Below are 20,915 nucleotides of genomic sequence, written 5' to 3'. Positions count from 1 at the left end.
CCATGACCCGTCTATCCCGCGCCCACGATCCGTCCTATGAACTGATGGACGACCACGAAGGCCACTCGCTGATCTACCGTCAGCATGGCTTTCCCAGCCCCCTGGTGCGCTGGCATTTCCACAAGGAATACGAGCTGCACCTGATCGTCGCCAGCTCCGGCAAGGTCTTCATCGGCGACTACATTGGCAACTTCTCCGCCAACACCCTGTTCCTCACCGGCCCCGGCCTGCCCCACAACTGGATCAGCCAGGTGGAGGACGGCGAAGTGGTGGAAACCCGCGACATGCTGGTCAACTTCACCGACGAGGTGCTGGAAAGCGGCACGGCGGTGTTCGCCGAACTCAAGAGCCTGGCGCCGCTGCTGGCGCGGGCGCAGTTCGGTATCGAATTCCGCGACCCGCAGGTGATCCGCGAGGCCGGCCTGCTGATGCGGCGGATCGCCGACAGCCAGGGCATCACCCGCCTGGGGCACTTCTTCATCCTCATGGAGCTGCTGGCCGGCACCGAGGATTACCAGCTGCTGTCGGCGGTGACCGCCTCGGCGCTGGGCGACGAGCACCACGTCGAGCGCATCAACCGCGCGGTGGATTACATCTTCCAGCACTACGCCCAGGACCTCGGCCAGGAGGAAGTGGCGGACTACCTGGGCATGACGCCCACCTACTTCTCGCGGTTCTTCAAGCAGGCCACCGGGCGCGGCTTCGTCGAGTTCGTCAACCGCCTGCGGGTGAGCAAGTCCTGCGAGCTGCTGAGCAAGAGCGACAAACCGGTGACCGAGGTGTGCTTCGAGTCCGGCTTCAGCAACATCTCCAACTTCAACCGGCGGTTCCAGCAGCTCAAGGGCATGACGCCCTCGGGTTACCGGAAGCTGGCGGTGCAGCGCCTGACCGAGCAAAACCTGTACTGAATAGGCTTTCGCTATTTATCCCGTTGTTCGCTGGAACCCCATTCCAGACGGCGTTGTCGGTGTTCAGGTGGCTTTTTGCCTGTTTCCAAAGTGCAAAAAAGTATCGGTTGCTGTGCGCTCAAGGATTTGTTCGAGGGGGCGTACGGGGTTGTAATCCGGCCCGAGCCATACAAAAACAATAATGTTCTTCTGTCGCCGCACTGGCGCGGAAGAGGAGTTCAAAACCATGAACCACTCAGTAAAAACACTCGTTGCCGCCTCCTGCCTCTCCCTTGCGGTCGCTGCCCAGGGAGAAACCCTGACCATCGCCACCGTCAACAACAGCGACATGATCCGCATGCAGCGGCTCGCCAAGACCTTCGAAGAACAGAACCCCGACATCAAGCTCAAGTGGGTGGTGCTCGAAGAGAACGTGCTGCGCCAGCGCCTGACCACTGACATCGCCACCCAGGGCGGCCAGTTCGACGTGCTCACCATCGGCATGTACGAAGCCGCGCTGTGGGGCGAGAAAGGCTGGCTGGAGCCGATGACCGACCTGCCGGCGGACTACGCCCTGGACGACGTCTTCCCCTCGGTGCGCGAAGGCCTTTCGGTCGATGGCACGCTCTACGCTCTGCCGTTCTACGCCGAAGCCTCCATCACCTATTACCGCAAGGACCTGTTCGAGCAGGCTGGCCTGCAGATGCCCGAGCAGCCGACCTGGGAGCAGATGGCGGAATTCGCCAGCAAGCTGCACCAGCCGGACAAGGGCCAGTACGGCCTGTGCCTGCGTGGCAAGGCCGGCTGGGGCGAGAACATGGCGCTGATCACCACCGTGGGCAACGCCTTCGGCGCGCGCTGGTTCGATGAGCAGTGGAAGCCGGAATTCACTGGCAGCGAGTGGAAGAACGCCCTCAACTTCTACGTCGACAACATGAAGAAGTACGGCCCGCCGGGCGCCTCCAGTAACGGCTTCAACGAGAACCTGGCGTTGTTCAACAGCGGCAAGTGCGCGCTGTGGGTCGATGCCAGCGTGGCCGGCTCCTTCGTGACCGACAAGACCCAGAGCAAGGTCGCCGATTCGGTCGGCTTCACCTTCGCCCCGACCCAGGTCACCGACAAGGGCGCTTCCTGGCTGTACTCCTGGTCGCTGGCGATTCCGACCAGCTCCAAGTCCAAGGCAGCCGCCAAGACCTTCAGCGCCTGGGCCACTTCCAAGGCCTACGGCGAGCTGGTGGCCAAGACCGACGGCGTGGCCAACGTGCCGCCGGGCACCCGCGCCTCGACCTACAGCGATGCCTACATGCAGGCGGCGCCGTTCGCCAAGGTCACCCTGGACTCGCTGAAGAAGGCCGACCCGGCCAACCCCAGCGCCAAGCCCGTGCCCTACGTGGGCATCCAGCTGGTGACCATCCCCGAGTTCCAGGCCATCGGCACCAGCGTCGGCAAGCTGTTCGCCGCCGCCCTGACCGGCCAGATGCAACCGGAACAGGCCCTGCAGGCGGCCCAGCAGAGCACCGAGCGGGAAATGAAGCGCGCCGGCTACCCGAAGTAGTCGATCCGTAGGGTGGGCTTTAGCCCACCAGGGTTTCACCGAGAGTTCGTGGTGGGCTGAAGCGGAGCGCCGCCCGGCCCACCCTACGTCTCTGTCACCACGACACCGCCTTTCGGAGGCACCATGAACACCTCGGCCATCGACACCCCTGCGCAGCGCGCCGGCGAGCCTGCTACCCGCAAGCCGCGGCGCCTGGCGCCGGGCTGGTTCCTGGTCAGCCCCTCGGTCGTCCTGCTGCTGGTGTGGATGATCGTGCCGCTGGGCATGACCCTGTACTTCTCGCTGATCCGCTACAACCTGCTGTACCCCGGCGAGAACGATTTCGTCGGCCTGGAAAACTTCGAGTACTTCGTCACCGACGCGGCGTTTCTCAGCGGCGCGGGCAACACCCTGCTGCTGGTGGGCAGCGTGTTGCTGATCAGCGTGGTGTTCGGCGTGCTGATCTCCGCCCTGCTGGAGGCCAGTGAGTTCTTCGGCCGGGGCATCGTGCGGGTGCTGTTGATCTCGCCGTTCTTCATCATGCCCACGGTCAGCGCGCTGCTGTGGAAGAACCTGATCTTCCACCCGGTCTCGGGGATTCTTGCGGCGATCTGGCAGTTCTTCGGCGCCCAGCCGGTGGACTGGCTGGCGCACCACCCGATGTTCTCGATCATCATGATCGTGTCCTGGCAGTGGCTGCCGTTCGCCATCCTGATCCTGATGACCGCCATGCAGTCCCTCGACCAGGAGCAGAAGGAAGCGGCGCGGCTCGACGGCGCCGGGCCGATCGCCATCTTCTGGCACCTGACCCTGCCGCACCTGGCGCGGCCGATCGCGGTGGTGGTGATGATCGAAACCATCTTCCTGCTCTCGGTGTTCGCCGAAATCTACACCACCACCAGCGGTGGCCCCGGCTACGAATCGACCAACCTCGCCTACCTGATCTACACCCAGGCGCTGTTGCAGTTCGACGTGGGCATGGCCTCGGCCGGCGGCCTGATCGCAGTGGTCATCGCCAACATCGCGGCCATCGTGCTGATCCGCATGATCGGCAAGAACCTGACCGAACGGCAGTAGGAGCGCAGCATGCTGACCTTGAAGCAATCCCGTCGCCTGCAGAGCGTGCTGATCGGCCTCCTGGCCTGGGGCATCGCCGCGGTGATCTTCTTTCCGATCTTCTGGATGGTGCTGACCAGCCTGAAGACCGAGATCGACGCTTTCGCCACGCCGCCGCAGTTCATCTTCACCCCGACGCTGGAGAACTACCTGCACATCAACGAGCGCAGCGACTACTTCGCCTTTGCCTGGAACTCGGTGCTGATCTCCTTTTCCGCGACCCTCCTGTGCATGCTGTTCGCGGTGCCGGCGGCCTACTCCATGGCCTTCTTCGAGACCCGCCACACCAAGCGCACGCTGCTGTGGATGCTGTCGACCAAGATGCTGCCGCCGGTGGGCGTGCTGGTGCCGATCTACCTGCTGGCCAAGCAGTTCGGCCTGCTCGATTCGCGTATCGCGCTGATCGTCATCTACACCCTGATCAACCTGCCGATTGTGGTATGGATGGTGTACACCTACTTCAAGGACATCCCCGTCGACATCCTCGAGGCGGCGCGCCTGGACGGCGCCACCACCTGGCAGGAAATCGTCCGCGTGCTGCTGCCCATCGCCCGTGGCGGCCTGGCCTCGACCATGCTGCTGTCGCTGATCCTGTGCTGGAACGAGGCGTTCTGGTCGCTCAACCTGACCAGCTCCGCCGCCGCCCCGCTCACCGCCCTGGTGGCCTCCTACTCCAGTCCCGAAGGCCTGTTCTGGGCCAAGCTGTCGGCGGTCTCGACCCTCGCCTGCGCGCCCATCCTGATCTTCGGCTGGATCAGCCAAAAACAACTTGTCCGCGGCCTGTCCTTTGGCGCGGTGAAATAACGGAGAACATCGACATGGCTGATCTGAAGATCCGCAATCTGAAAAAAGGCTTCGATGGCACGGCGATCATCCGGGGTGTCGACCTGGACATCCGCGACCGTGAGTTCGTGGTGTTCGTCGGCCCGTCCGGCTGCGGCAAGTCCACCCTGCTGCGGCTGATCGCCGGGCTGGAAGAGGTCAGCAGCGGCACCATCGAGCTCGACGGCCAGGACATCACCGACGTCGCCCCGGCCCGCCGCGACCTGGCGATGGTGTTCCAGACCTACGCGCTGTACCCGCACATGACCGTGCGCAAGAACCTGTCCTTCGCCCTCGACCTGGCCGGCGTGGCCAAGAAAGAGGTGGAGGAAAAGGTCGCCAACGCTGCGCGCATCCTCGAACTGGCGCCGCTGCTGGAGCGCAAGCCCAAGCAGTTGTCGGGCGGCCAGCGCCAGCGCGTGGCCATCGGCCGTGCCATCGTGCGCAACCCGAAGATCTTCCTGTTCGACGAACCGCTGTCGAACCTCGACGCCGCCCTGCGCGTGCAGACCCGCCTGGAGCTGGCGCGGCTGCACAAAGACCTGCAGGCCACCATGATCTACGTGACCCACGACCAGGTCGAAGCCATGACCCTGGCCGACAAGGTGGTGGTGCTCAACGGCGGGCGCGTGGAGCAGGTCGGCTCACCCCTGGAGCTGTACCACCACCCGGCCAACCTGTTCGTCGCGGGTTTTCTCGGCACGCCGAAGATGGGCTTTCTGCGCGGCACCCTGAGCCAGATCGACGTCAGCCGCTGCGAGGTACAACTGGAATGCGGCAGCCGCGTCAGCATGCCGCTGGCGGCCGGTACGCTGGCCGTGGGCAGCCCGGTGACCCTGGGCGTGCGGCCCGAGCACCTGAACGTGGTGGCCGCCGGTCAGGGGCGCCTGCAGGTGACCGCCGATGTCAGCGAGCGCCTGGGCAGCGACACCTTCTGCCACGTGCGCAGTGCCTCCGGGGAAATGCTCACGGTGCGGGTACGCGGGGATTTCGCCCCGGCCTATGGCGAGACCCTGAGCCTGGATTTCGACCCGGCCCACTGCCACCTCTTCGACGCCGACGGCCAGGCCGTCGCCAAACCCCTTCAGCAGGCTGCCTAGCGCCTCTCTTTCTCGGGACCTTTCGCATGAAACTCAATCGCCAGCACCTTTCCCAGCTCGGCGGCGCTGTCGCGCTGCCCGCGTACAGCCCCGACAGCCTGCGCCAGGGCATCGTCCACATCGGCGTGGGCGGCTTTCACCGGGCCCACGAGGCGGTCTACACCGACGCCCTGATGAACCAGGGGCTGGCGCTGGACTGGGCCATCTGCGGCGCCGGCCTGCGCCCGGACGACCGCGCCATGCGCGATGCCCTGGCCGGACAGGATTACCTCTACACCCTGGTCGAACTGGGTGACGAGCCGAACCTGCCGGTGCGGGTGATCGGCGTCATCAACGACATGCTGCTGGGCGAAGAATCGCCCCAGGCGCTGATCGACAAGCTGGCCGACCCGGCCATTCGCATCGTGTCGCTGACCATCACCGAGGGCGGCTACTGCATCGACGACAGCACCGGCGAATTCCTCGCCGACCTGCCGGCCATCCAGCACGACCTGCGCCACCCCGAGTCGCCGAAAAGCGTGTTCGGCTTCCTCTGCGCGGCGTTGGCCAAGCGCCGCGAGGCGGGCATCCCGGCCTTTACGCTGATGTCCTGCGATAACCTGCCGCACAACGGCGCGGTGACCCGCAAGGCGCTGCTGGCCTTCGCCCACCTGGCCAACCACGAGCTGGCGACCTGGATCGACCACCACGTGACCTTCCCCAATGCCATGGTCGACCGCATCACGCCGATGACCAGCGCCGCCCACCGCCAGCAACTGGCCGACCAGCACGGCGTCGAGGACGCCTGGCCGGTGGTGTGCGAGCCGTTCGTGCAGTGGGTGCTGGAAGACAAGTTCGTCAGCGGGCGCCCGGCCTGGGAGCAGGTCGGCGTGCAGTTCACCGACGACGTCACTCCCTACGAGGAAATGAAGATCAAGCTGCTCAACGGCAGCCACCTGGCGCTGACCTACCTGGGTTTTCTCAAGGGCTACCGCTTCGTCCACGAAACCATGAACGACCCGCTGTTCCGTCGTTACGTCCGCACCTTCATGGACCTCGACGTGACCCCGCAGCTGGCGCCGGTGCCGGGCATTGATCTGGACGACTACAAGGACACGCTGATCGAGCGCTTCTCCAACCAGGCGATTGCCGACCAGCTGGAGCGGGTCTGCTCCGATGGCTCGTCGAAGTTTCCCAAGTTCATCGTGCCCACTCTCCACCGCCTGATCGAGGACGGCAAGTCGCTGGAGCGCGTGGCCCTGGTGGTGGCGGCCTGGGCGCTGTACCTCAAGGGTGTGGACGAGAACGGCGTGCAGTACCGGATTCCCGACCCGCGTGCCGAGCACTGCCAGGGGCTGGTCGCCGACGATGCGTTGCTGACGGCCCGGGTGCTGGGTGAAGAGGCGATCTTCGGTGTGGCGCCGGCGCAATCGGCAGCCTTCGTCTCGGCGTTCGAACTGTGCCTGGAGAGCCTGCGCAAGCGCGGCGTCAGCCAGACCTTGCACACCCTGCTGCGCGACTGACCTTCGGAGAGCGCCATGTACCTCGGGATCGATTGCGGCACCCAGGGCACCAAGGCCCTGGTGCTCGACGCCGGCACCGGCCGGGTGCTGGGCGAAGGCAGCGCCAGCCACACCCTGCAGAGCGGTGCCAACGGCCGGCGCGAACAGCAGCCGAGCGAGTGGCTGGCGGCGTTCGCCCAGGCGACCCGCACGGCGCTGGCGGCTGCCGGGATCAGTGGCGAGCAGATCCTCGGCATCGGCGTGTCCGGCCAGCAGCATGGCCTGGTGTTGCTCGACGAGCACGGTCAGGTGCTGCGCCCGGCCAAGCTCTGGTGCGACACCGAGTCGGCTGAGCAGAACCAGCGACTGCTGGATTACCTGGGCGGCGAAACCGGTTCGTTGCAGCGCCTGGGCGTGGCCATCGCTCCGGGTTATACGGTGTCCAAGCTGCTGTGGACCCGGGAGCAGCACCCGGAGGTGTTCGCCCGCATCGCCCACATCCTGCTGCCCCACGACTACCTCAATTACTGGCTCACCGGCCGCTATTGCAGCGAGTACGGCGATGCCTCCGGCACCGGCTATTTCGATGTGCGCCGCCGGCGCTGGGATACCGACCTGCTGTCCCACATCGACCCGTCCGGGCGGCTGCAGGCCGCACTGCCAGAGCTGGTGGAGTCCCATCAGTCGCTGGGCCGTATCCTGCCGGATGTCGCCCGTCAGTTGGGCCTCAACCCGCAGGCCCGGGTGGCCAGCGGCGGTGGCGACAACATGATGGGCGCCCTTGGTACCGGCAACATCCGCCCGGGTGCGATCACCATGAGCCTGGGCACCTCTGGCACCCTGTACGCCTATGACCACCAGGCGCGTGTCAGTCCGCACCCGCAGGTGGCGACCTTCTGCTCGTCGTCGGGCGGCTGGCTGCCGCTGATCTGCACCATGAACCTGACCAACGCCAGCGGGCTGATCCAGCAACTGCTGGCGCTGGATATCCAGGCGTTCGGCGAGCTGGTCGAGCAGGCACCCATTGGCGCCGGGGGCCTGCTGATGCTGCCGTTCTTCAACGGCGAGCGGGTGCCCGCGCTGCCCACGGCCCTGGCGAGCCTGCAGGGCATGGACAGCGACAACCTGACCCGCAGCAATCTGTGCCGGGCGGTGGTCGAAGGGACGCTGTTCGGCTTGCGCTATGGCCTGGACCTGCTGCGCGCCAGCGGCCTGGAAAGCCAGACCATTCGCCTGATCGGCGGTGCGGCGAAAAGCCCGGTGTGGCGACAGGTCGTCGCTGAGATCATGGGCACGCCCCTGGTCTGCCCCCGGTACACCGAAGCCGCCGCGCTGGGTGCGGCGATCCAGGCCGCCTGGTGCCTGGCGCCGGGTGATGACCCCCAGGCTACGCTGGCGGCGCTGTGCGAACGCTGCGTGCACCTGGATGCCGGCAGCGAAACCCGGCCGGACCCGGCGCGTGTGGCGCAGTACGAGACGGTCTACCAGCGCTACCGCGAACAGGTCGCGCAGTTGCAATGAACCCGAGAATCCGGCGCCACGGCGCCCTGCTCTGATGCGGAGATGATCATGTACCTGGTATGTGGCGAGGCGTTGTTCGATGTGTTCATTCAGGACGACGGTGCGCGCAGCAGCGAGCTGGCGTTCAAGGCGATCGCGGGCGGCTCGCCGTTCAACGTGGCGGTTGGCCTGCGCCGCCTGGGCGTCGACTCGGCGCTGTTCACCGGCATTTCCTCCGACTACCTCGGTGCCCGGCTGCGCCGTGTGCTGGGGGACGAGGGCGTGAGCGACGCCTACCTGGTGGACAGCGATGCGCCCACCACCCTGGCCATGGTCGGGGTGGATGCCCACGGCTCGCCGCAGTATTCGTTCCGCGGTGAAGGCTGCGCCGACCGTCAGCTGCGCCCGGAGCACCTGCCGCCGCTGGACCACCAGGTGCGTGGCCTGCACGTCGGCTCCTTCTCGCTGGTGGTGAGCCCAGTGGGCGACACCCTGCTCGAGCTGGTGCAGCGCGAGCACAACCAGCGCCTGATCAGCCTGGACCCCAACGTGCGCCTCAACCCGGCGCCGGATATCGCGCGGTGGCGGGAGCGGGTCGAAGCCTTCGCGGCCTACGCGCACCTGATCAAGGTCAGCGAAGAAGACCTGCAACTGCTCTACCCCGAGCAGGACCCGCAGCAGGTCGCGGCGGGCTGGCTCGGCGAGCGCTGCCACCTGGTGTTCCTCACCCACGGCAGCGACGGTGCCAGTGTGCACAGCCGCCACGGGCAGTGGTCGGTGCCGGCGGTGGCCGTGCAGACCCGCGACACCGTGGGTGCTGGCGATACCTTCCAGGCGGCGCTGATCAGCTACCTGATCCGCCATGGCCTGGACAGCCCGCAGGCCCTGGCCAGCGTCAGCCGCGAGCACATCGACGCCATGCTGCGTTTCGCCGTGCGCGCGGCTGCGCTCACCTGTTCCCGGGTCGGCCCGGACCTGCCGTACCGCCACGAACTGGACGCCGTCTGATGGCGTACAGGCCCCCGTCCCAGGACGTCACGCGCCTGGCCAGTTGGCAGGCGCTGGGCGAACACCGCCAGGCCCTCGACGGCTTCAGCCTGCGCCAGGCGTTCACCAGCGATCCACAGCGCTTTACCCGCTTTTCCCTGGATGATTGCGGCCTGTTCCTCGACTATTCGAAGAACCTCATCACCGAGCAGACCCGCGGGTTGCTGGTTGGGCTGGCCGAAGAAGCCGGGCTGGCCCAGGCCATCGCCGACCTGTTCGACGGCAAGCTGATGAATGCCTCGGAGCGACGTCCGGCCCTGCACACCGCCCTGCGCCGGCCGCTGGGGGACAAGGTGCTGGTCGACGGCGTGGACGTGATGCCCCAGGTGCAGCGGGTGCTGCAGCGCATGAGCGAGCTGGTGGGCCGCGTGCACCACGGCCTGTGGCGCGGCTACAGCGAAAAGCCGATCACCGATGTGGTGAACATCGGCATCGGTGGCTCGTTCCTTGGCCCGCAACTGGTGTCCGAGGCGCTGCTGCCCTTCGCCCAGCGCGGGGTGCGCTGCCATTACCTGGCGAACATCGACGGCAGTTCGTTCCAGGAGCTGGCGGCCAAGCTGTGCGCCGAGACCACGCTGTTCATCGTCTCGTCCAAGACCTTCTCCACCCTGGAAACCCTGAAGAACGCCCAGGCGGCGCGCAGCTGGTACCTGGACCAGGGCGGCTCCGAGGCGGAGCTGCACCGGCACTTCATGGCGGTGTCCAGCAACATTCCGGCGGCCACCGCCTTCGGCATCCGCGAAGAGAACATCCTGCCGATGTGGGACTGGGTCGGCGGGCGTTATTCGCTGTGGTCGGCCATCGGCTTGCCCATCGCCATGTCCGTCGGCATCTCCAACTTCAAGGAGCTGCTGTCGGGTGCCTACCGCATGGATGCGCATTTCCAGCAGGCGCCGTTCGCACGCAACATGCCGGTGCTGCTGGCCTTGCTGGGCGTCTGGTACGGCAATTTCTGGGGCGCGCAGAGCCACGCGATCCTGCCGTACGACCATTACCTGCGCAATATCACCAAGCACCTGCAGCAGCTGGACATGGAGTCCAACGGCAAGCGTGTGCGCCAGGACGGCAGCGCCGTGGACATCGCCACCGGTCCGGTGATCTGGGGCGGTGTCGGCTGCAACGGCCAGCATGCCTACCACCAGTTGCTGCACCAGGGTACGCCGCTGATCCCGGCGGATTTCATCGTGCCGGTGAGCAGCTACAACCCGGTGGCCGACCACCATCAATGGCTGTTCGCCAACTGCCTGTCGCAAAGCCAGGCGCTGATGCTCGGCAAGTCCCAGGACGAGGCGGAGGCCGAGATGCGCGTCCAGGGCCTGGCGCCGGAGCAGGTGCAGCACCTGGCGGCGCACAAGGTCATCCCCGGCAACCGGCCGAGTAACACCCTGGTGCTCGAGCGCATCAGCCCCGGGCGCCTGGGTGCGCTGATCGCCCTGTACGAGCACAAGGTGTTCGTGCAGAGCGTGATCTGGGGCATCAACCCCTTCGACCAGTGGGGCGTCGAGCTCGGCAAGGAGCTTGGCAAGGGCGTCTACTCGCGCCTGGTAGGCACCGAAACGAGCGCCGCCGAGGACGGCTCCACCCAGGGCCTGATCGACTTCTTCCGCAGCCGCCACCGCGGCTGACCATCCTGCCATCCCGGTGACCGCTGCCGCTCAAGGGCGGCGCGTCACTGCGTTTTTGCTTGAACTAAGCCGAGCGCCTCCCACCCAAGTTCAGACGAACCTGGCAGGAGGAACGGATGGATCTTATCGATCTCGTACAGTGGCCCGCGATGCTCGCCACCGTGGTGGCCGCGTGGTTGATCGCGTCGCTGGAGCGGCGGCGCCGCACCATTGGCTTCTGGTGCTTCATGCTGAGCAACGTGCTGTGGATCATCTGGGGCCTGCATGCCAGCGCATGGGCCCTGATCGTTTTGCAGGTCTGCCTGGCGGGCCTGAATATCCGGGGGGCGAGGAAGAATGCCCCCGGAAATGCCTAGAGCTGGTGGCTCAGCTCGCCGCGCGGGTCTGGTTCAGCACCAGCTCTACACCCAGCTGCCGCGACAGGCACGGCCAGCGCTGCCAGGCGGCCTCGGTCTCGGGGTCGCTCAGGCGGTCCCGGTAGGCCTGCACGGAGCGCTGGTTGAAGCTCTCTTCGTCGAGCATGCCGTCCACGGCACGGTGCACCGCTTCGTCCAGCTGATTGGCGAACGGCTCGCCGATCAGCTGGTGGGCGATCAGGTTGGCCACCGTGGTGTCCAGCGGGATCAGTGGCTGACCCAGGTGGGCGATGTAGCGGTCGTTCACTTCCTCGACCAGGCGGTGGGCCAGGTAGGCCTCGTCCAGCAGGCCGTCGAGCCCCTCATGGCCGGCCATCAGTGCCGGCGGTTGCAGGAAGAACTGCTCGGCCACCTTCAGCACCGGTTTGATCTGCGCTTCGATGCCGGCCTCGCGGGCCACCTGATTGGCGGCTTCGAGCACGTCCGGGGCGTTATCCACATAGGCCGTGACGAAGCGCGTCAGGGCGCCCAGGGCGTCGGTCTGGGGCAGGCGAATGGCCGGGTGCAGGCGTTCCATCTGGCTGCCGAGCTGACGGGCGAGCTGGCCGGTGGACGCTTCGTGTTTATGGGCGCGGTGGATCAGGTCGCGCAAGGCGGGGGTGTTCATGACGACTCCGGGTGAGGGGACATGGGCGTGAACCTTAGCTGGCGGCAGCCGGCGGCTAAGACGCGATTGTCATAATTTTTTCATGGTTATGCGACTCGGCTATATCGGCCCGTTCTCATTTCTCTCCAGACCGCGTGTTGCGTGGCGTTCGGTGCACGGGGGCGGTGGCAGCAGTGCTGCTTGCATCCGAATTGCGGGCTTCAAGTCGCCGTCTATACTCGAAATCGAAAGGCAGTACCTGATGGAACCGGACGGGCTTAGGCACGGAGAGGTTTCGACAGTAGTCGCCAGCAGTCGCCGGTTCCGGGAACGCAATGAATGCGAACTTCCCAACCGCAATGGCAGTCGATCCCTTAGCCGCAGGCTCAGCCGGCGGGATAACAAGAACGATAAGGGGAACCCGCAATGATGCGACATCCACGAGTTTGGATGGGCCTCCTGCTGTGGTTGGTATTCAGCTCCGCACACGCGAGCTGGACCATCAACATGACGCCAGGTGTGACCGAGGTCAGCCGCTCGGTCTTCGACTTGCACATGACCATTTTCTGGATCTGCGTCGTGATTGGCGTCATCGTCTTCGGCGCCATGTTCTGGTCGATGATCCTGCACCGCCGATCCACCGGGCAGCAGCCCGCGCACTTTCACGAAAGCACCACGGTGGAAATTCTCTGGACCGTGGTGCCGCTGCTGATCCTGGTGCTCATGGCCATTCCGGCCACCAAGACGCTGATCGATATCTACGACAGTTCTGAATCCGAGCTGGATATCCAGGTCACCGGCTACCAGTGGAAATGGCACTACAAATACCTGGGCCAGGACGTCGAGTTCTTCAGCAACCTGACCACGCCCCGCGACCAGATCAACAACAAGGCCGACAAGGGCGAGCACTACCTGCTGGAGGTGGACGAGCCGCTGGTGGTGCCGGTCGGCACCAAGGTGCGCTTCCTGATCACCGCCGCCGACGTGATCCACTCCTGGTGGGTGCCGGCGCTGGCGGTGAAGAAGGACGCCATCCCCGGCTTCGTCAACGAATCCTGGACCCGCATCGACGAGCCCGGCATCTACCGCGGCCAGTGCACCGAGCTGTGCGGCAAGGACCACGGCTTCATGCCGGTGGTGGTCGAAGCCAAGTCCAAGGAAGACTTCGCTGCCTGGCTGGCCGAGCGCAAGCAGGTCGCGGCGGCCGAGAAGGAGCTGACCAGCAAGGAATGGACGCTGGAAGAACTCATGGCCCGCGGCGAGAAGGCCTACAACACCGCCTGCGGCGCCTGCCACCAGGCGACGGGCGAAGGCCTGCCACCGATGTTCCCGGCGCTCAAAGGCTCGGACATCGCCACCGGCCCGGCCGCAGCGCATATCGAGATCGTCTTCAACGGCAAGCCGGGTACGTCCATGGCGGCGTTCGGCAAGCAGCTCTCGGAAGTCGACCTCGCGGCCATCATCACCTACGAACGCAACGCCTGGGGCAACAATGTCGGTGACATGGTCACGCCTAAGGACATCCTCGACTTCAAGAAGGCTCAGGAGTAAGGACATGAGTGCAGTGATCGATCACGGTCATGGTCATAGCGACCACCACCATGGCCCGGCCAAGGGCTTGATGCGCTGGGTGCTGACCACCAACCACAAAGACATCGGCACCATGTACCTGTGGTTCAGCTTCGCCATGTTCCTGCTCGGCGGCAGCATGGCCATGGTGATCCGTGCCGAACTGTTCCAGCCCGGCCTGCAGATCGTGCAGCCGGAGTTCTTCAACCAGATGACCACCATGCACGGCCTGGTGATGGTGTTCGGTGCGGTGATGCCGGCGTTCGTCGGCCTGGCCAACTGGATGGTGCCGCTGATGATCGGCGCGCCGGACATGGCCTTGCCGCGGATGAACAACTTCAGCTTCTGGCTGCTGCCGGCGGCCTTCGGCCTGCTGGTCAGCACGCTGTTCATGGAGGGGGGCGGGCCGAACTTCGGCTGGACCTTCTATGCGCCGCTGTCGACGACCTACGCGCCGGAATCGGTGACCTTCTTCATCTTCGCCATCCACCTGATGGGCATCAGTTCGATCATGGGGGCGATCAACGTGGTCGCCACCATCCTCAACCTGCGTGCCCCGGGCATGACCCTGATGAAGATGCCGCTGTTCGTCTGGACCTGGCTGATCACCGCCTTCCTGCTGATCGCGGTGATGCCGGTACTGGCCGGGTGCGTGACCATGATGCTGATGGACATCCACTTCGGCACCAGCTTCTTCAGCGCGGCCGGCGGCGGCGATCCGGTGCTGTTCCAGCACGTGTTCTGGTTCTTCGGCCACCCCGAGGTGTACATCATGATCCTGCCCGCGTTCGGCGCGGTCAGCTCGATCATTCCGGCCTTCGCGCGCAAGCCGCTGTTCGGCTACACCTCGATGGTCTACGCCACGGCGTCGATCGCCTTCCTGTCGTTCATCGTCTGGGCGCACCACATGTTCACCGTCGGCATCCCGCTGACCGGCGAGCTGTTCTTCATGTACGCCACCATGCTGATCGCCGTGCCCACCGGGGTGAAGGTGTTCAACTGGGCCAGCACCATGTGGCAGGGCTCGATGACCTTCGAGGCGCCGATGCTGTTCTCGGTGGCCTTCGTCATCCTGTTCACCATCGGCGGCTTCTCCGGGCTGATGCTGGCCATCGCCCCGGCGGACTTCCAGTACCACGACACCTACTTCGTGGTGGCGCACTTCCACTACGTGCTGGTGCCTGGCGCGATCTTCGGCATCTTCGCCTCGGCCTACTACTGGCTGCCGAAGTGGACCGGCCACATGTACGACGAGACCCTGGCCAAGCTGCACTTCTGGATGAGTTTCATCGGCATGAACCTGGCGTTCTTCCCGATGCACTTCGTGGGCCTGGCCGGCATGCCGCGGCGGATCCCGGACTACAACATGATGTTCGCCAACTTCAACATGGTGTCGAGCATCGGTGCCTTCATGTTCGGCGCGACCCAACTGCTGTTCCTGTTCATCGTCATCAAGTGCATCCGTGGCGGCAAGCCCGCCCCGGCCAAGCCATGGGACGGTGCCGAAGGCCTGGAATGGACGGTGCCGTCGCCGGCGCCCTACCACACCTTCCAGACCCCGCCGGAAGTGAAGTAAGGAGGCCGTGCCATGAGCGAAGCCCTGCCAACCCGCCGTCTGGTCATCCGCCTGCTGTTCGTGGTGGTGGGCATGTTCGGCTTCGGCTTCGCCCTGGTGCCGATCTACGACGTGATGTGCCAGGCCTTCGGTATCAACGGCAAGACCGCCGGCGCCTACCAGGCCGGCAGCCAGGAGACCGACGAAGCGCGCCAGGTGCGGGTGCAGTTCCTCGCCACCAACGCTGCCGGCATGGTCTGGGAATTCGGGCCCGAGGCCGACGAGGTCGAGGTCCACCCGGGGGCCAGTACGCAGATGGTGTTCGTCGCCTACAACCCCACGGACAAACCGATGACCGCCCAGGCGATTCCCAGCGTGGCGCCGTCCAAGGCGGCGGCGTTTTTCCACAAGACCGAGTGCTTCTGCTTCACCCAGCAGGTGCTGCAGCCGGGCGAGCGCATCGAGATGCCGGTGCGCTTCATCGTCGACCGGGACCTGCCCGCCGACGTCCGACACCTGACTCTGGCCTACACCCTGTTCGATATCACTGCGAGTAAACCGCCGGTTGCCCAGGCGGGCCAATAAGGAGAACAAAGATGGCGTCTCACGAGCAGTATTACGTTCCGGCCCAGAGCAAGTGGCCGATCATCGCCACCATCGGCCTGTTGATCACGGTCTACGGCGTTGGCGTCTGGTTCAACGACATGAAGGCCAACCGCGACGAATCCAACGGCCCGCTGATCTTCTTCGTCGGCGCGCTGTTCCTGGCCTACATGCTGTTCGGCTGGTTCGGCAACGTGATCAAGGAAAGCCGCTCCGGCCTGTACAGCCCGCAGATGGACCGCTCATTCCGCTGGGGCATGAGCTGGTTCATCTTCTCCGAGGTGATGTTCTTCGCCGCCTTCTTCGGCGTGCTGTTCTACATCCGCATGTGGTCCGGTCCCTGGCTCGGTGGCGAAGGCGACAAAGGCATCGCCAACATGCTGTGGCCGAACTTCGAATACACCTGGCCGATGCTCGACACTCCGGACCCCAAACTCTACCCGGCGCCGAAGGGCGTCATCGGCGCCTGGGGCCTGCCGCTGATCAACACCATCCTGCTGGTGACCTCCAGCTTCACCCTGACCTTCGCCCACCACGCGCTGCGCAAGAACCACCGCAAGCCGCTGAAGATCTGGCTGGCGCTGACCGTGCTGCTGGGCCTGGCCTTCCTGGCGCTGCAGATCGAGGAATACATCCACGCCTACACCGAGCTGGGGCTGACCCTGGGTTCCGGGATCTACGGGGCGACCTTCTTCATGCTCACCGGCTTCCACGGGGCCCACGTGACCCTGGGGGCGCTGATGCTGACGGTCATGCTGGTACGCATCCTGCGCGGCCACTTCACCGCCGACCAGCACTTCGGCTTCGAGGCCGCGGCCTGGTACTGGCACTTCGTGGACGTGGTGTGGATCGGCCTGTTCGTCTTCGTCTACGTGCTCTGAACAGGCGCTACCAGGTGACGTGGGAAATCAGCTGGCCGGAATAGAAACCCCAGGCGATCAGTCCGACCGTCAGGGCCGTGAGGGTGACACGAACAGTCAGTGCATTGACCACCCGCGAGGTGCGGCCCTCGTCCTTGACCAGGAAGAACAGGCCGCTGAACAGACTGACCAGGGTGGCCAGTAGCAAGAGGACGATCGCGGCCTTGAGCATGCGAGACTCCGGGGGAAGGGGAATGGGGTTCACATGCAGTATAGCCAGCTTCATCGGCTCCCCAGGGAGGCGCTCATGAGTGCCTTCCGCCCGGGTGTGCTGCCCAGCCTGGTGGTTCTCGCCCTGCTGCCGGCGCTGGTCTGGCTGGGCTTCTGGCAGCTGTCGCGGGCCGAGGAAAAGCGTGAGCTGATCGCGGTCCACGAAGCCCGCCTGGCGGCCGCCCCGATGAGCCTGGGCGCCCTGGAGCGCGAATCCGACCTGGCCTATGTGCGGGTCCGCCTGCGGGGCCACTTCGACGAGCGCCACAGCCTGCTGCTGGACAACCGCATCCGCAACGGCCAGGCCGGCGTCGAGGTGTTGCAACCCTTCTATGACCAGGCCAGCGGCCTGTGGGTACTGCTCAACCGCGGCTGGCTGCCCTGGTCCGATCGCCGGGTCACCCCGACCTTCGACACCCCGGACACGCCCCTGGAACTCACCGCCTCGGTCTACGTCCCGCTGGGCGGCGGCCTGCAACTGCGCCCCGAGCGCACGGCCAGCACCTGGCCGCACCTGATCACCGACGTCCGCCCGAATGCCCTGTGGCAACAACTGGGGCGCGGCGGCCTCGCTTACGAACTGCGGGTCGAGCCCGGCCCCGCCAGCTTCCAGGCGGACTGGCCGGTGGTGGCCATGAGCCCGGACAAACACCTGGGTTACGCCGTGCAGTGGTTCGCCCTGGCGGCGGCCCTGGTCGGCCTTTTCATCTACTTCGGTTTGCATAACGCGCGGGAGACTCGCCATGAACCCAGCCATCGCCCTGCCTGAGGCCCCGACCCACCGCCGCTGGCGCGGCCGGTTGCAGCTGATCCTGATCCTGGCCATCGTCATCGGGCCGATGCTGCTGGCCAGCGCCATGTACCAGTGGCGCTTCTGGGTGCCGGAAACCCGCAACTACCACGGCGTGCTGATCGGCACCGGGCAGAAGCTCGCCGACCTGGGGGTGGTGGGGGGCGAAGCCGAGCGCTGGCAGTTGCTGGTGACCGCACCGCAGACCTGCGACCTGGACTGCAAGCAGCTGGTGTTCCTCGCCCGGCAGATTCACATCGGCCTCAACCGGGAGGTGTCGCGGGCGGGGCATGCCCTGGCAGTCAGCCAGCCGCTGGAGGCGGACTACGACGCCCAGCTGCGCCGCGAATTTCCGCAGCTGGGTCGCTATGGCCTGGAGCCGGCGGCCTACGAACAACTGGTCGACCCGGCGCAAGGGCCGCAGCTGTGGATCGTCGACCCCCACGGCAACCTGGTCTTGCGTTACGACGGCACCAGCAAGGGCAAGGCGATCCTCGATGACCTGCGCCACCTGCTGAAAATTTCCCAGATCGGTTGATACGCCGTGACCAAGGAGAGCCCGATGGCCAAACCCGGATACCGCCTGGCGCTGTTCGCCACCCTGCTGGCCGTGGTGGTGGTGTTGCTGGGGGCCTACACGCGCCTGACCCACGCCGGACTCGGCTGCCCGGACTGGCCCGGCTGCTACGGCTTTCTCGGCGTGCCGATGAGCGAGCACAAGCAGGCGGTGGCCGTCGAACGCTTTCCCCATGCCCCGGTGGAGGTCGCCAAGGGCTGGTACGAAATGATCCACCGTTACTTCGCCGGCGCCCTCGGCCTGGTGATTCTCGGCCTGGCGGTGCAGGCCGTGCGCCAGCGCGGTGAGCCGGGCCAACCGCTGAAGCTGCCGCTGTTCCTGCTGGGCCTGGTGACCCTGCAGGCGGCCTTCGGCATGTGGACGGTGACCCTCAAGCTCTGGCCCCAGGTGGTGACCGCCCACCTGCTCGGTGGCTTCGCCACGCTCAGCCTGTTGTTCCTGCTGACGCTGCGGCTGTCCGGGCGCTTCCCGGCGCAACGGATGTCGGCCCGGCTGCGTGCCCTGGCGGCCGCGGCGCTGCTGCTGGTGATCGGGCAGATCGCCCTGGGTGGCTGGGTCAGCAGCAACTACGCGGCGGTGGCCTGTGTCGATCTGCCCACCTGCCATGGTGAGTGGTGGCCGGCGATGGACTTCGCCAACGGCTTCCACCTCACCCAACACATCGGCCCCAACTACCTCGGCGGCCAGCTCGACAGCGACGCCCGCACCGCCATCCACATGACCCACCGCATCGGCGCGTTGCTGGTGACCCTGGTGCTGCTCCTGCTGGCCTGGCGCCTGCGGGTTAATGGCCTGGCCCGGCTGTCCAGCCTGGTGCTGCTGGCGCTGGCCGTGCAGGTCAGCCTGGGCATCAGCAACGTGGTCTTCCACCTGCCGCTGCTGGTGGCGGTGGCGCACAACGCCGGTGGTGCTGCGTTGCTGCTGGTGATGGTCAGCGTCAATTACCGCCTGCGGGCCGTTGCCCGGCAGGCAGAGAACCGAGCCAGTACAAGCGTGGCGAACAAGAACAACGAACCGGTGGCGCCGACCCTGGTCCAGATCAGCAAGTAATCGAAAGGAGAAACCCCATGGCGACTCTATTGCGCACCCACCAGGCCCACGCGACCTGGCGCGATTACCTGGAGCTGACCAAGCCCAAGGTGGTGGTGCTGATGCTGATCACCTCGCTGGTCGGCATGTTCCTCGCGACCCGCGCGGGCGTGGCCTGGGAGGTGCTGATCTTCGGCAACCTGGGCATCGGCCTGTGCGCCGGTTCGGCGGCGGCGGTCAACCACGTGGTGGACCGGCGTATCGACTCGATCATGGCTCGCACCCACAAACGGCCGGTGACCACCGGGCGCCTGTCGCCGACGGCAGCCCTGAGCTTCGCCCTGGTATTGGCGGTGGTGGGGATGACCCTGCTGCTGACCTTCACCAACGAGCTGGCGGCCTGGCTGACCCTGGCCTCGCTGCTCGGCTACGCGGTGCTCTATACCGGCTTTCTCAAGCGTGCCACGCCGCAGAACATCGTGATCGGCGGCCTGGCTGGTGCGGCGCCACCGCTGCTGGGCTGGGTGGCCGTGACCGGGCACCTGTCCGCCGAGCCGCTGCTGCTGGTGCTGATTATCTTCGCCTGGACGCCGCCGCACTTCTGGGCCCTGGCGATCCACCGCAAGGAGGAATACGCCAAGGCGGACATCCCCATGCTGCCGGTGACCCACGGCGAGCACTACACCAAGGTGCACATCCTGCTCTACACCGCCGCGATGTTCGCCGTGACCCTGCTGCCCTACGCGATCCACATGAGCGGACCGCTCTACCTGGTGTGCGCCATCGGCCTGGGGGCGCGCTTCCTGCACTGGGCCTGGGTGTTGTACCGTGACAGCAAACCGCACGCGGCGATCAACACCTTCAAGTACAGTATCTGGTACCTGTTCCTGTTGTTCATCGCCCTGTTGGTCGATCACTACCTGCTGCTCAACCTGTAATCGTTGGTGCCATGACCCGTACCCAGATCACCGTTTTCGTTCTCGTTGCCATCGTCGCCCTGGTGCTGGGCCTGACCGTCAACAAGGTGCTGACCAGCAAGGGTCAGGCCGACCCGACCCAGCTGCTCGATGCGGGCATCGTGCTGCTGCCGCAGAGCCGGTCGATGCCGTCGCTGAGCCTGGTCGACCAGGATGGCCAGACCGTCGAGGTCGATGGGTTCAAGGACAAGTGGAGCCTGCTGTTCTTCGGCTACACCTTCTGCCCGGACATCTGCCCGGCCACCCTCGCCCAGCTGCGTCAGCTGCGCGGTCAACTGCCGGAAGAAACCTGGGCCAACCTGCGGGTGGTGCTGGTCAGCGTCGACCCGCACCGCGATACCCCGGAGCAGCTGAAGAAGTACCTGGCGTACTTCGACGCGGGTTTCCTGGGCCTGACCGGGGAAGAGGCGACGCTGCAGAAGTTCGCCAACGCGGTGAGCATTCCGTACATCCCGGCGGACACCAGCAAGGAAAACTACACCGTCGACCACAGCGGCAACCTGGTGATCATCGGCCCGGACGGTACCCAGCGCGGCTTCATCCGCGCGCCGCTGAACAACGAGAAACTCGC

General features: G+C 65.7%; 21 protein-coding genes. 19 read left to right on the top strand and 2 right to left on the bottom strand.

Annotated features, from left to right (window positions below; genetic code table 11):
• Positions 1-2: 2 nt before the first annotated feature.
• From N5C28_RS17870 to N5C28_RS17825, 10 genes are all read left to right on the top strand, one after another.
• The gene (locus N5C28_RS17870; RefSeq protein WP_279824440.1) at positions 3-908 is read left to right on the top strand and encodes an AraC family transcriptional regulator; all 906 of its coding nucleotides are present in this window, start codon (positions 3-5) and stop codon (positions 906-908) included.
• Between the two features lie 226 nt (positions 909-1,134).
• Positions 1,135-2,442, top strand: a complete 1,308-nt coding sequence (locus N5C28_RS17865; RefSeq protein WP_279824439.1) for a sugar ABC transporter substrate-binding protein — start codon at positions 1,135-1,137, stop codon at positions 2,440-2,442.
• Positions 2,443-2,565: 123 nt separating this feature from the next.
• Positions 2,566-3,498 (top strand): sugar ABC transporter permease, encoded by a 933-nt coding sequence (locus N5C28_RS17860; RefSeq protein ID WP_279824438.1) that lies wholly within the window; start codon positions 2,566-2,568, stop codon positions 3,496-3,498.
• Between the two features lie 9 nt (positions 3,499-3,507).
• The gene (locus N5C28_RS17855) at positions 3,508-4,341 is read left to right on the top strand and encodes a carbohydrate ABC transporter permease (RefSeq protein WP_279824437.1); all 834 of its coding nucleotides are present in this window, start codon (positions 3,508-3,510) and stop codon (positions 4,339-4,341) included.
• 14 nt (positions 4,342-4,355) lie between these two features.
• The gene (ugpC, locus tag N5C28_RS17850; protein WP_279824436.1) at positions 4,356-5,459 is read left to right on the top strand and encodes a sn-glycerol-3-phosphate ABC transporter ATP-binding protein UgpC; all 1,104 of its coding nucleotides are present in this window, start codon (positions 4,356-4,358) and stop codon (positions 5,457-5,459) included.
• A gap of 26 nt (positions 5,460-5,485) precedes the next feature.
• On the top strand, positions 5,486-6,961 hold the full coding sequence (locus tag N5C28_RS17845) for a mannitol dehydrogenase family protein (RefSeq protein WP_279824435.1): 1,476 nt from the start codon (positions 5,486-5,488) through the stop codon (positions 6,959-6,961).
• A 15-nt stretch (positions 6,962-6,976) separates the two neighbouring features.
• Positions 6,977-8,461 (top strand): xylulokinase, encoded by a 1,485-nt coding sequence (gene xylB / locus N5C28_RS17840; RefSeq protein ID WP_279824433.1) that lies wholly within the window; start codon positions 6,977-6,979, stop codon positions 8,459-8,461.
• Between the two features lie 48 nt (positions 8,462-8,509).
• Positions 8,510-9,448: a carbohydrate kinase gene (locus N5C28_RS17835; protein ID WP_279824432.1), complete on the top strand. Its 939-nt coding sequence runs from the start codon at positions 8,510-8,512 to the stop codon at positions 9,446-9,448.
• Positions 9,448-11,112 carry a glucose-6-phosphate isomerase gene (pgi, locus tag N5C28_RS17830; RefSeq protein ID WP_279824430.1) on the top strand — a complete coding sequence of 555 codons (1,665 nt, stop codon included), beginning with the start codon at positions 9,448-9,450 and terminating at the stop codon, positions 11,110-11,112. The genes N5C28_RS17835 and pgi overlap by 1 nt, the downstream gene beginning before the upstream one ends.
• A gap of 116 nt (positions 11,113-11,228) precedes the next feature.
• Positions 11,229-11,468, top strand: a complete 240-nt coding sequence (locus N5C28_RS17825) for a hypothetical protein (RefSeq protein ID WP_279824429.1) — start codon at positions 11,229-11,231, stop codon at positions 11,466-11,468.
• Positions 11,469-11,478: 10 nt separating this feature from the next.
• Here the strand turns inward: N5C28_RS17825 and N5C28_RS17820 are convergent, their stop codons facing one another.
• Positions 11,479-12,135, bottom strand: a complete 657-nt coding sequence (locus N5C28_RS17820; protein ID WP_279824428.1) for a hypothetical protein — start codon at positions 12,133-12,135, stop codon at positions 11,479-11,481.
• A 405-nt stretch (positions 12,136-12,540) separates the two neighbouring features.
• Here N5C28_RS17820 and coxB point away from each other — a divergent pair, with 405 nt between their 5' ends.
• Genes coxB through N5C28_RS17800 form a run of 4 tightly spaced genes read left to right on the top strand, consistent with a single transcriptional unit; the run spans position 12,541 to position 16,722 of the window.
• A complete protein-coding gene (coxB, locus tag N5C28_RS17815; RefSeq protein ID WP_279824426.1) occupies positions 12,541-13,665 on the top strand; it encodes a cytochrome c oxidase subunit II in 1,125 nt (374 codons plus the stop codon).
• Between the two features lie 4 nt (positions 13,666-13,669).
• Complete coding sequence (gene ctaD, locus N5C28_RS17810) at positions 13,670-15,259, top strand: cytochrome c oxidase subunit I (protein WP_279824424.1); 1,590 nt, start codon at positions 13,670-13,672, stop codon at positions 15,257-15,259.
• A 12-nt stretch (positions 15,260-15,271) separates the two neighbouring features.
• Complete coding sequence (locus N5C28_RS17805) at positions 15,272-15,823, top strand: cytochrome c oxidase assembly protein (protein WP_279824423.1); 552 nt, start codon at positions 15,272-15,274, stop codon at positions 15,821-15,823.
• A gap of 11 nt (positions 15,824-15,834) precedes the next feature.
• A complete protein-coding gene (locus N5C28_RS17800; protein WP_279824421.1) occupies positions 15,835-16,722 on the top strand; it encodes a cytochrome c oxidase subunit 3 in 888 nt (295 codons plus the stop codon).
• Between the two features lie 7 nt (positions 16,723-16,729).
• On the opposite strand, the gene N5C28_RS17795 is transcribed toward N5C28_RS17800, so the two are convergent.
• Entirely contained in the window at positions 16,730-16,933 is a 204-nt protein-coding gene (locus tag N5C28_RS17795) for a twin transmembrane helix small protein (protein WP_279824420.1), read from the bottom strand.
• A 75-nt stretch (positions 16,934-17,008) separates the two neighbouring features.
• On the opposite strand from N5C28_RS17795, the gene N5C28_RS17790 reads away from it, so the two are divergent.
• The 5 genes from N5C28_RS17790 to N5C28_RS17770 form a co-directional block, all read left to right on the top strand.
• Positions 17,009-17,740, top strand: coding sequence for an SURF1 family protein (locus N5C28_RS17790; RefSeq protein ID WP_279824419.1), 732 nt, complete (start codon positions 17,009-17,011; stop codon positions 17,738-17,740).
• Positions 17,715-18,299: a hypothetical protein gene (locus N5C28_RS17785; RefSeq protein ID WP_279824418.1), complete on the top strand. Its 585-nt coding sequence runs from the start codon at positions 17,715-17,717 to the stop codon at positions 18,297-18,299. The genes N5C28_RS17790 and N5C28_RS17785 overlap by 26 nt, the downstream gene beginning before the upstream one ends.
• Before the next feature lie 24 nt (positions 18,300-18,323).
• Positions 18,324-19,388, top strand: coding sequence for a COX15/CtaA family protein (locus tag N5C28_RS17780; protein WP_279824416.1), 1,065 nt, complete (start codon positions 18,324-18,326; stop codon positions 19,386-19,388).
• Between the two features lie 17 nt (positions 19,389-19,405).
• Positions 19,406-20,305: a heme o synthase gene (gene cyoE, locus N5C28_RS17775; RefSeq protein WP_279824415.1), complete on the top strand. Its 900-nt coding sequence runs from the start codon at positions 19,406-19,408 to the stop codon at positions 20,303-20,305.
• 11 nt (positions 20,306-20,316) lie between these two features.
• Positions 20,317-20,915: SCO family protein (locus N5C28_RS17770; RefSeq protein WP_279824414.1), on the top strand; the 599-nt coding region annotated here is incomplete at its 3' end.

The organism is Pseudomonas sp. GD03944, from assembly GCF_029839275.1.
Lineage (GTDB): Bacteria > Pseudomonadota > Gammaproteobacteria > Pseudomonadales > Pseudomonadaceae > Aquipseudomonas.
The sequence above is the reverse complement of the archived record's forward strand: the minus strand, read 5'-3'. Positions and strand labels throughout refer to the sequence as shown.

Excerpts from the sequence above, each read along its gene's own strand:
- N5C28_RS17870 (WP_279824440.1), top strand. The coding sequence starts at position 3 with ATGACCCGTCTATCCCGCGCCCACGATCCGTCCTATGAACTGATGGAC.
- N5C28_RS17865 (WP_279824439.1), top strand. The coding sequence starts at position 1,135 with ATGAACCACTCAGTAAAAACACTCGTTGCCGCCTCCTGCCTCTCCCTT.
- N5C28_RS17860 (WP_279824438.1), top strand. The coding sequence starts at position 2,566 with ATGAACACCTCGGCCATCGACACCCCTGCGCAGCGCGCCGGCGAGCCT.
- N5C28_RS17855 (WP_279824437.1), top strand. The coding sequence starts at position 3,508 with ATGCTGACCTTGAAGCAATCCCGTCGCCTGCAGAGCGTGCTGATCGGC.
- ugpC (WP_279824436.1), top strand. The coding sequence starts at position 4,356 with ATGGCTGATCTGAAGATCCGCAATCTGAAAAAAGGCTTCGATGGCACG.
- N5C28_RS17845 (WP_279824435.1), top strand. The coding sequence starts at position 5,486 with ATGAAACTCAATCGCCAGCACCTTTCCCAGCTCGGCGGCGCTGTCGCG.
- xylB (WP_279824433.1), top strand. The coding sequence starts at position 6,977 with ATGTACCTCGGGATCGATTGCGGCACCCAGGGCACCAAGGCCCTGGTG.
- N5C28_RS17835 (WP_279824432.1), top strand. The coding sequence starts at position 8,510 with ATGTACCTGGTATGTGGCGAGGCGTTGTTCGATGTGTTCATTCAGGAC.
- pgi (WP_279824430.1), top strand. The coding sequence starts at position 9,448 with ATGGCGTACAGGCCCCCGTCCCAGGACGTCACGCGCCTGGCCAGTTGG.
- N5C28_RS17825 (WP_279824429.1), top strand. The coding sequence starts at position 11,229 with ATGGATCTTATCGATCTCGTACAGTGGCCCGCGATGCTCGCCACCGTG.
- N5C28_RS17820 (WP_279824428.1), bottom strand. The coding sequence starts at position 12,135 with ATGAACACCCCCGCCTTGCGCGACCTGATCCACCGCGCCCATAAACAC.
- coxB (WP_279824426.1), top strand. The coding sequence starts at position 12,541 with ATGATGCGACATCCACGAGTTTGGATGGGCCTCCTGCTGTGGTTGGTA.
- ctaD (WP_279824424.1), top strand. The coding sequence starts at position 13,670 with ATGAGTGCAGTGATCGATCACGGTCATGGTCATAGCGACCACCACCAT.
- N5C28_RS17805 (WP_279824423.1), top strand. The coding sequence starts at position 15,272 with ATGAGCGAAGCCCTGCCAACCCGCCGTCTGGTCATCCGCCTGCTGTTC.
- N5C28_RS17800 (WP_279824421.1), top strand. The coding sequence starts at position 15,835 with ATGGCGTCTCACGAGCAGTATTACGTTCCGGCCCAGAGCAAGTGGCCG.
- N5C28_RS17795 (WP_279824420.1), bottom strand. The coding sequence starts at position 16,933 with ATGCTCAAGGCCGCGATCGTCCTCTTGCTACTGGCCACCCTGGTCAGT.
- N5C28_RS17790 (WP_279824419.1), top strand. The coding sequence starts at position 17,009 with ATGAGTGCCTTCCGCCCGGGTGTGCTGCCCAGCCTGGTGGTTCTCGCC.
- N5C28_RS17785 (WP_279824418.1), top strand. The coding sequence starts at position 17,715 with ATGAACCCAGCCATCGCCCTGCCTGAGGCCCCGACCCACCGCCGCTGG.
- N5C28_RS17780 (WP_279824416.1), top strand. The coding sequence starts at position 18,324 with ATGGCCAAACCCGGATACCGCCTGGCGCTGTTCGCCACCCTGCTGGCC.
- cyoE (WP_279824415.1), top strand. The coding sequence starts at position 19,406 with ATGGCGACTCTATTGCGCACCCACCAGGCCCACGCGACCTGGCGCGAT.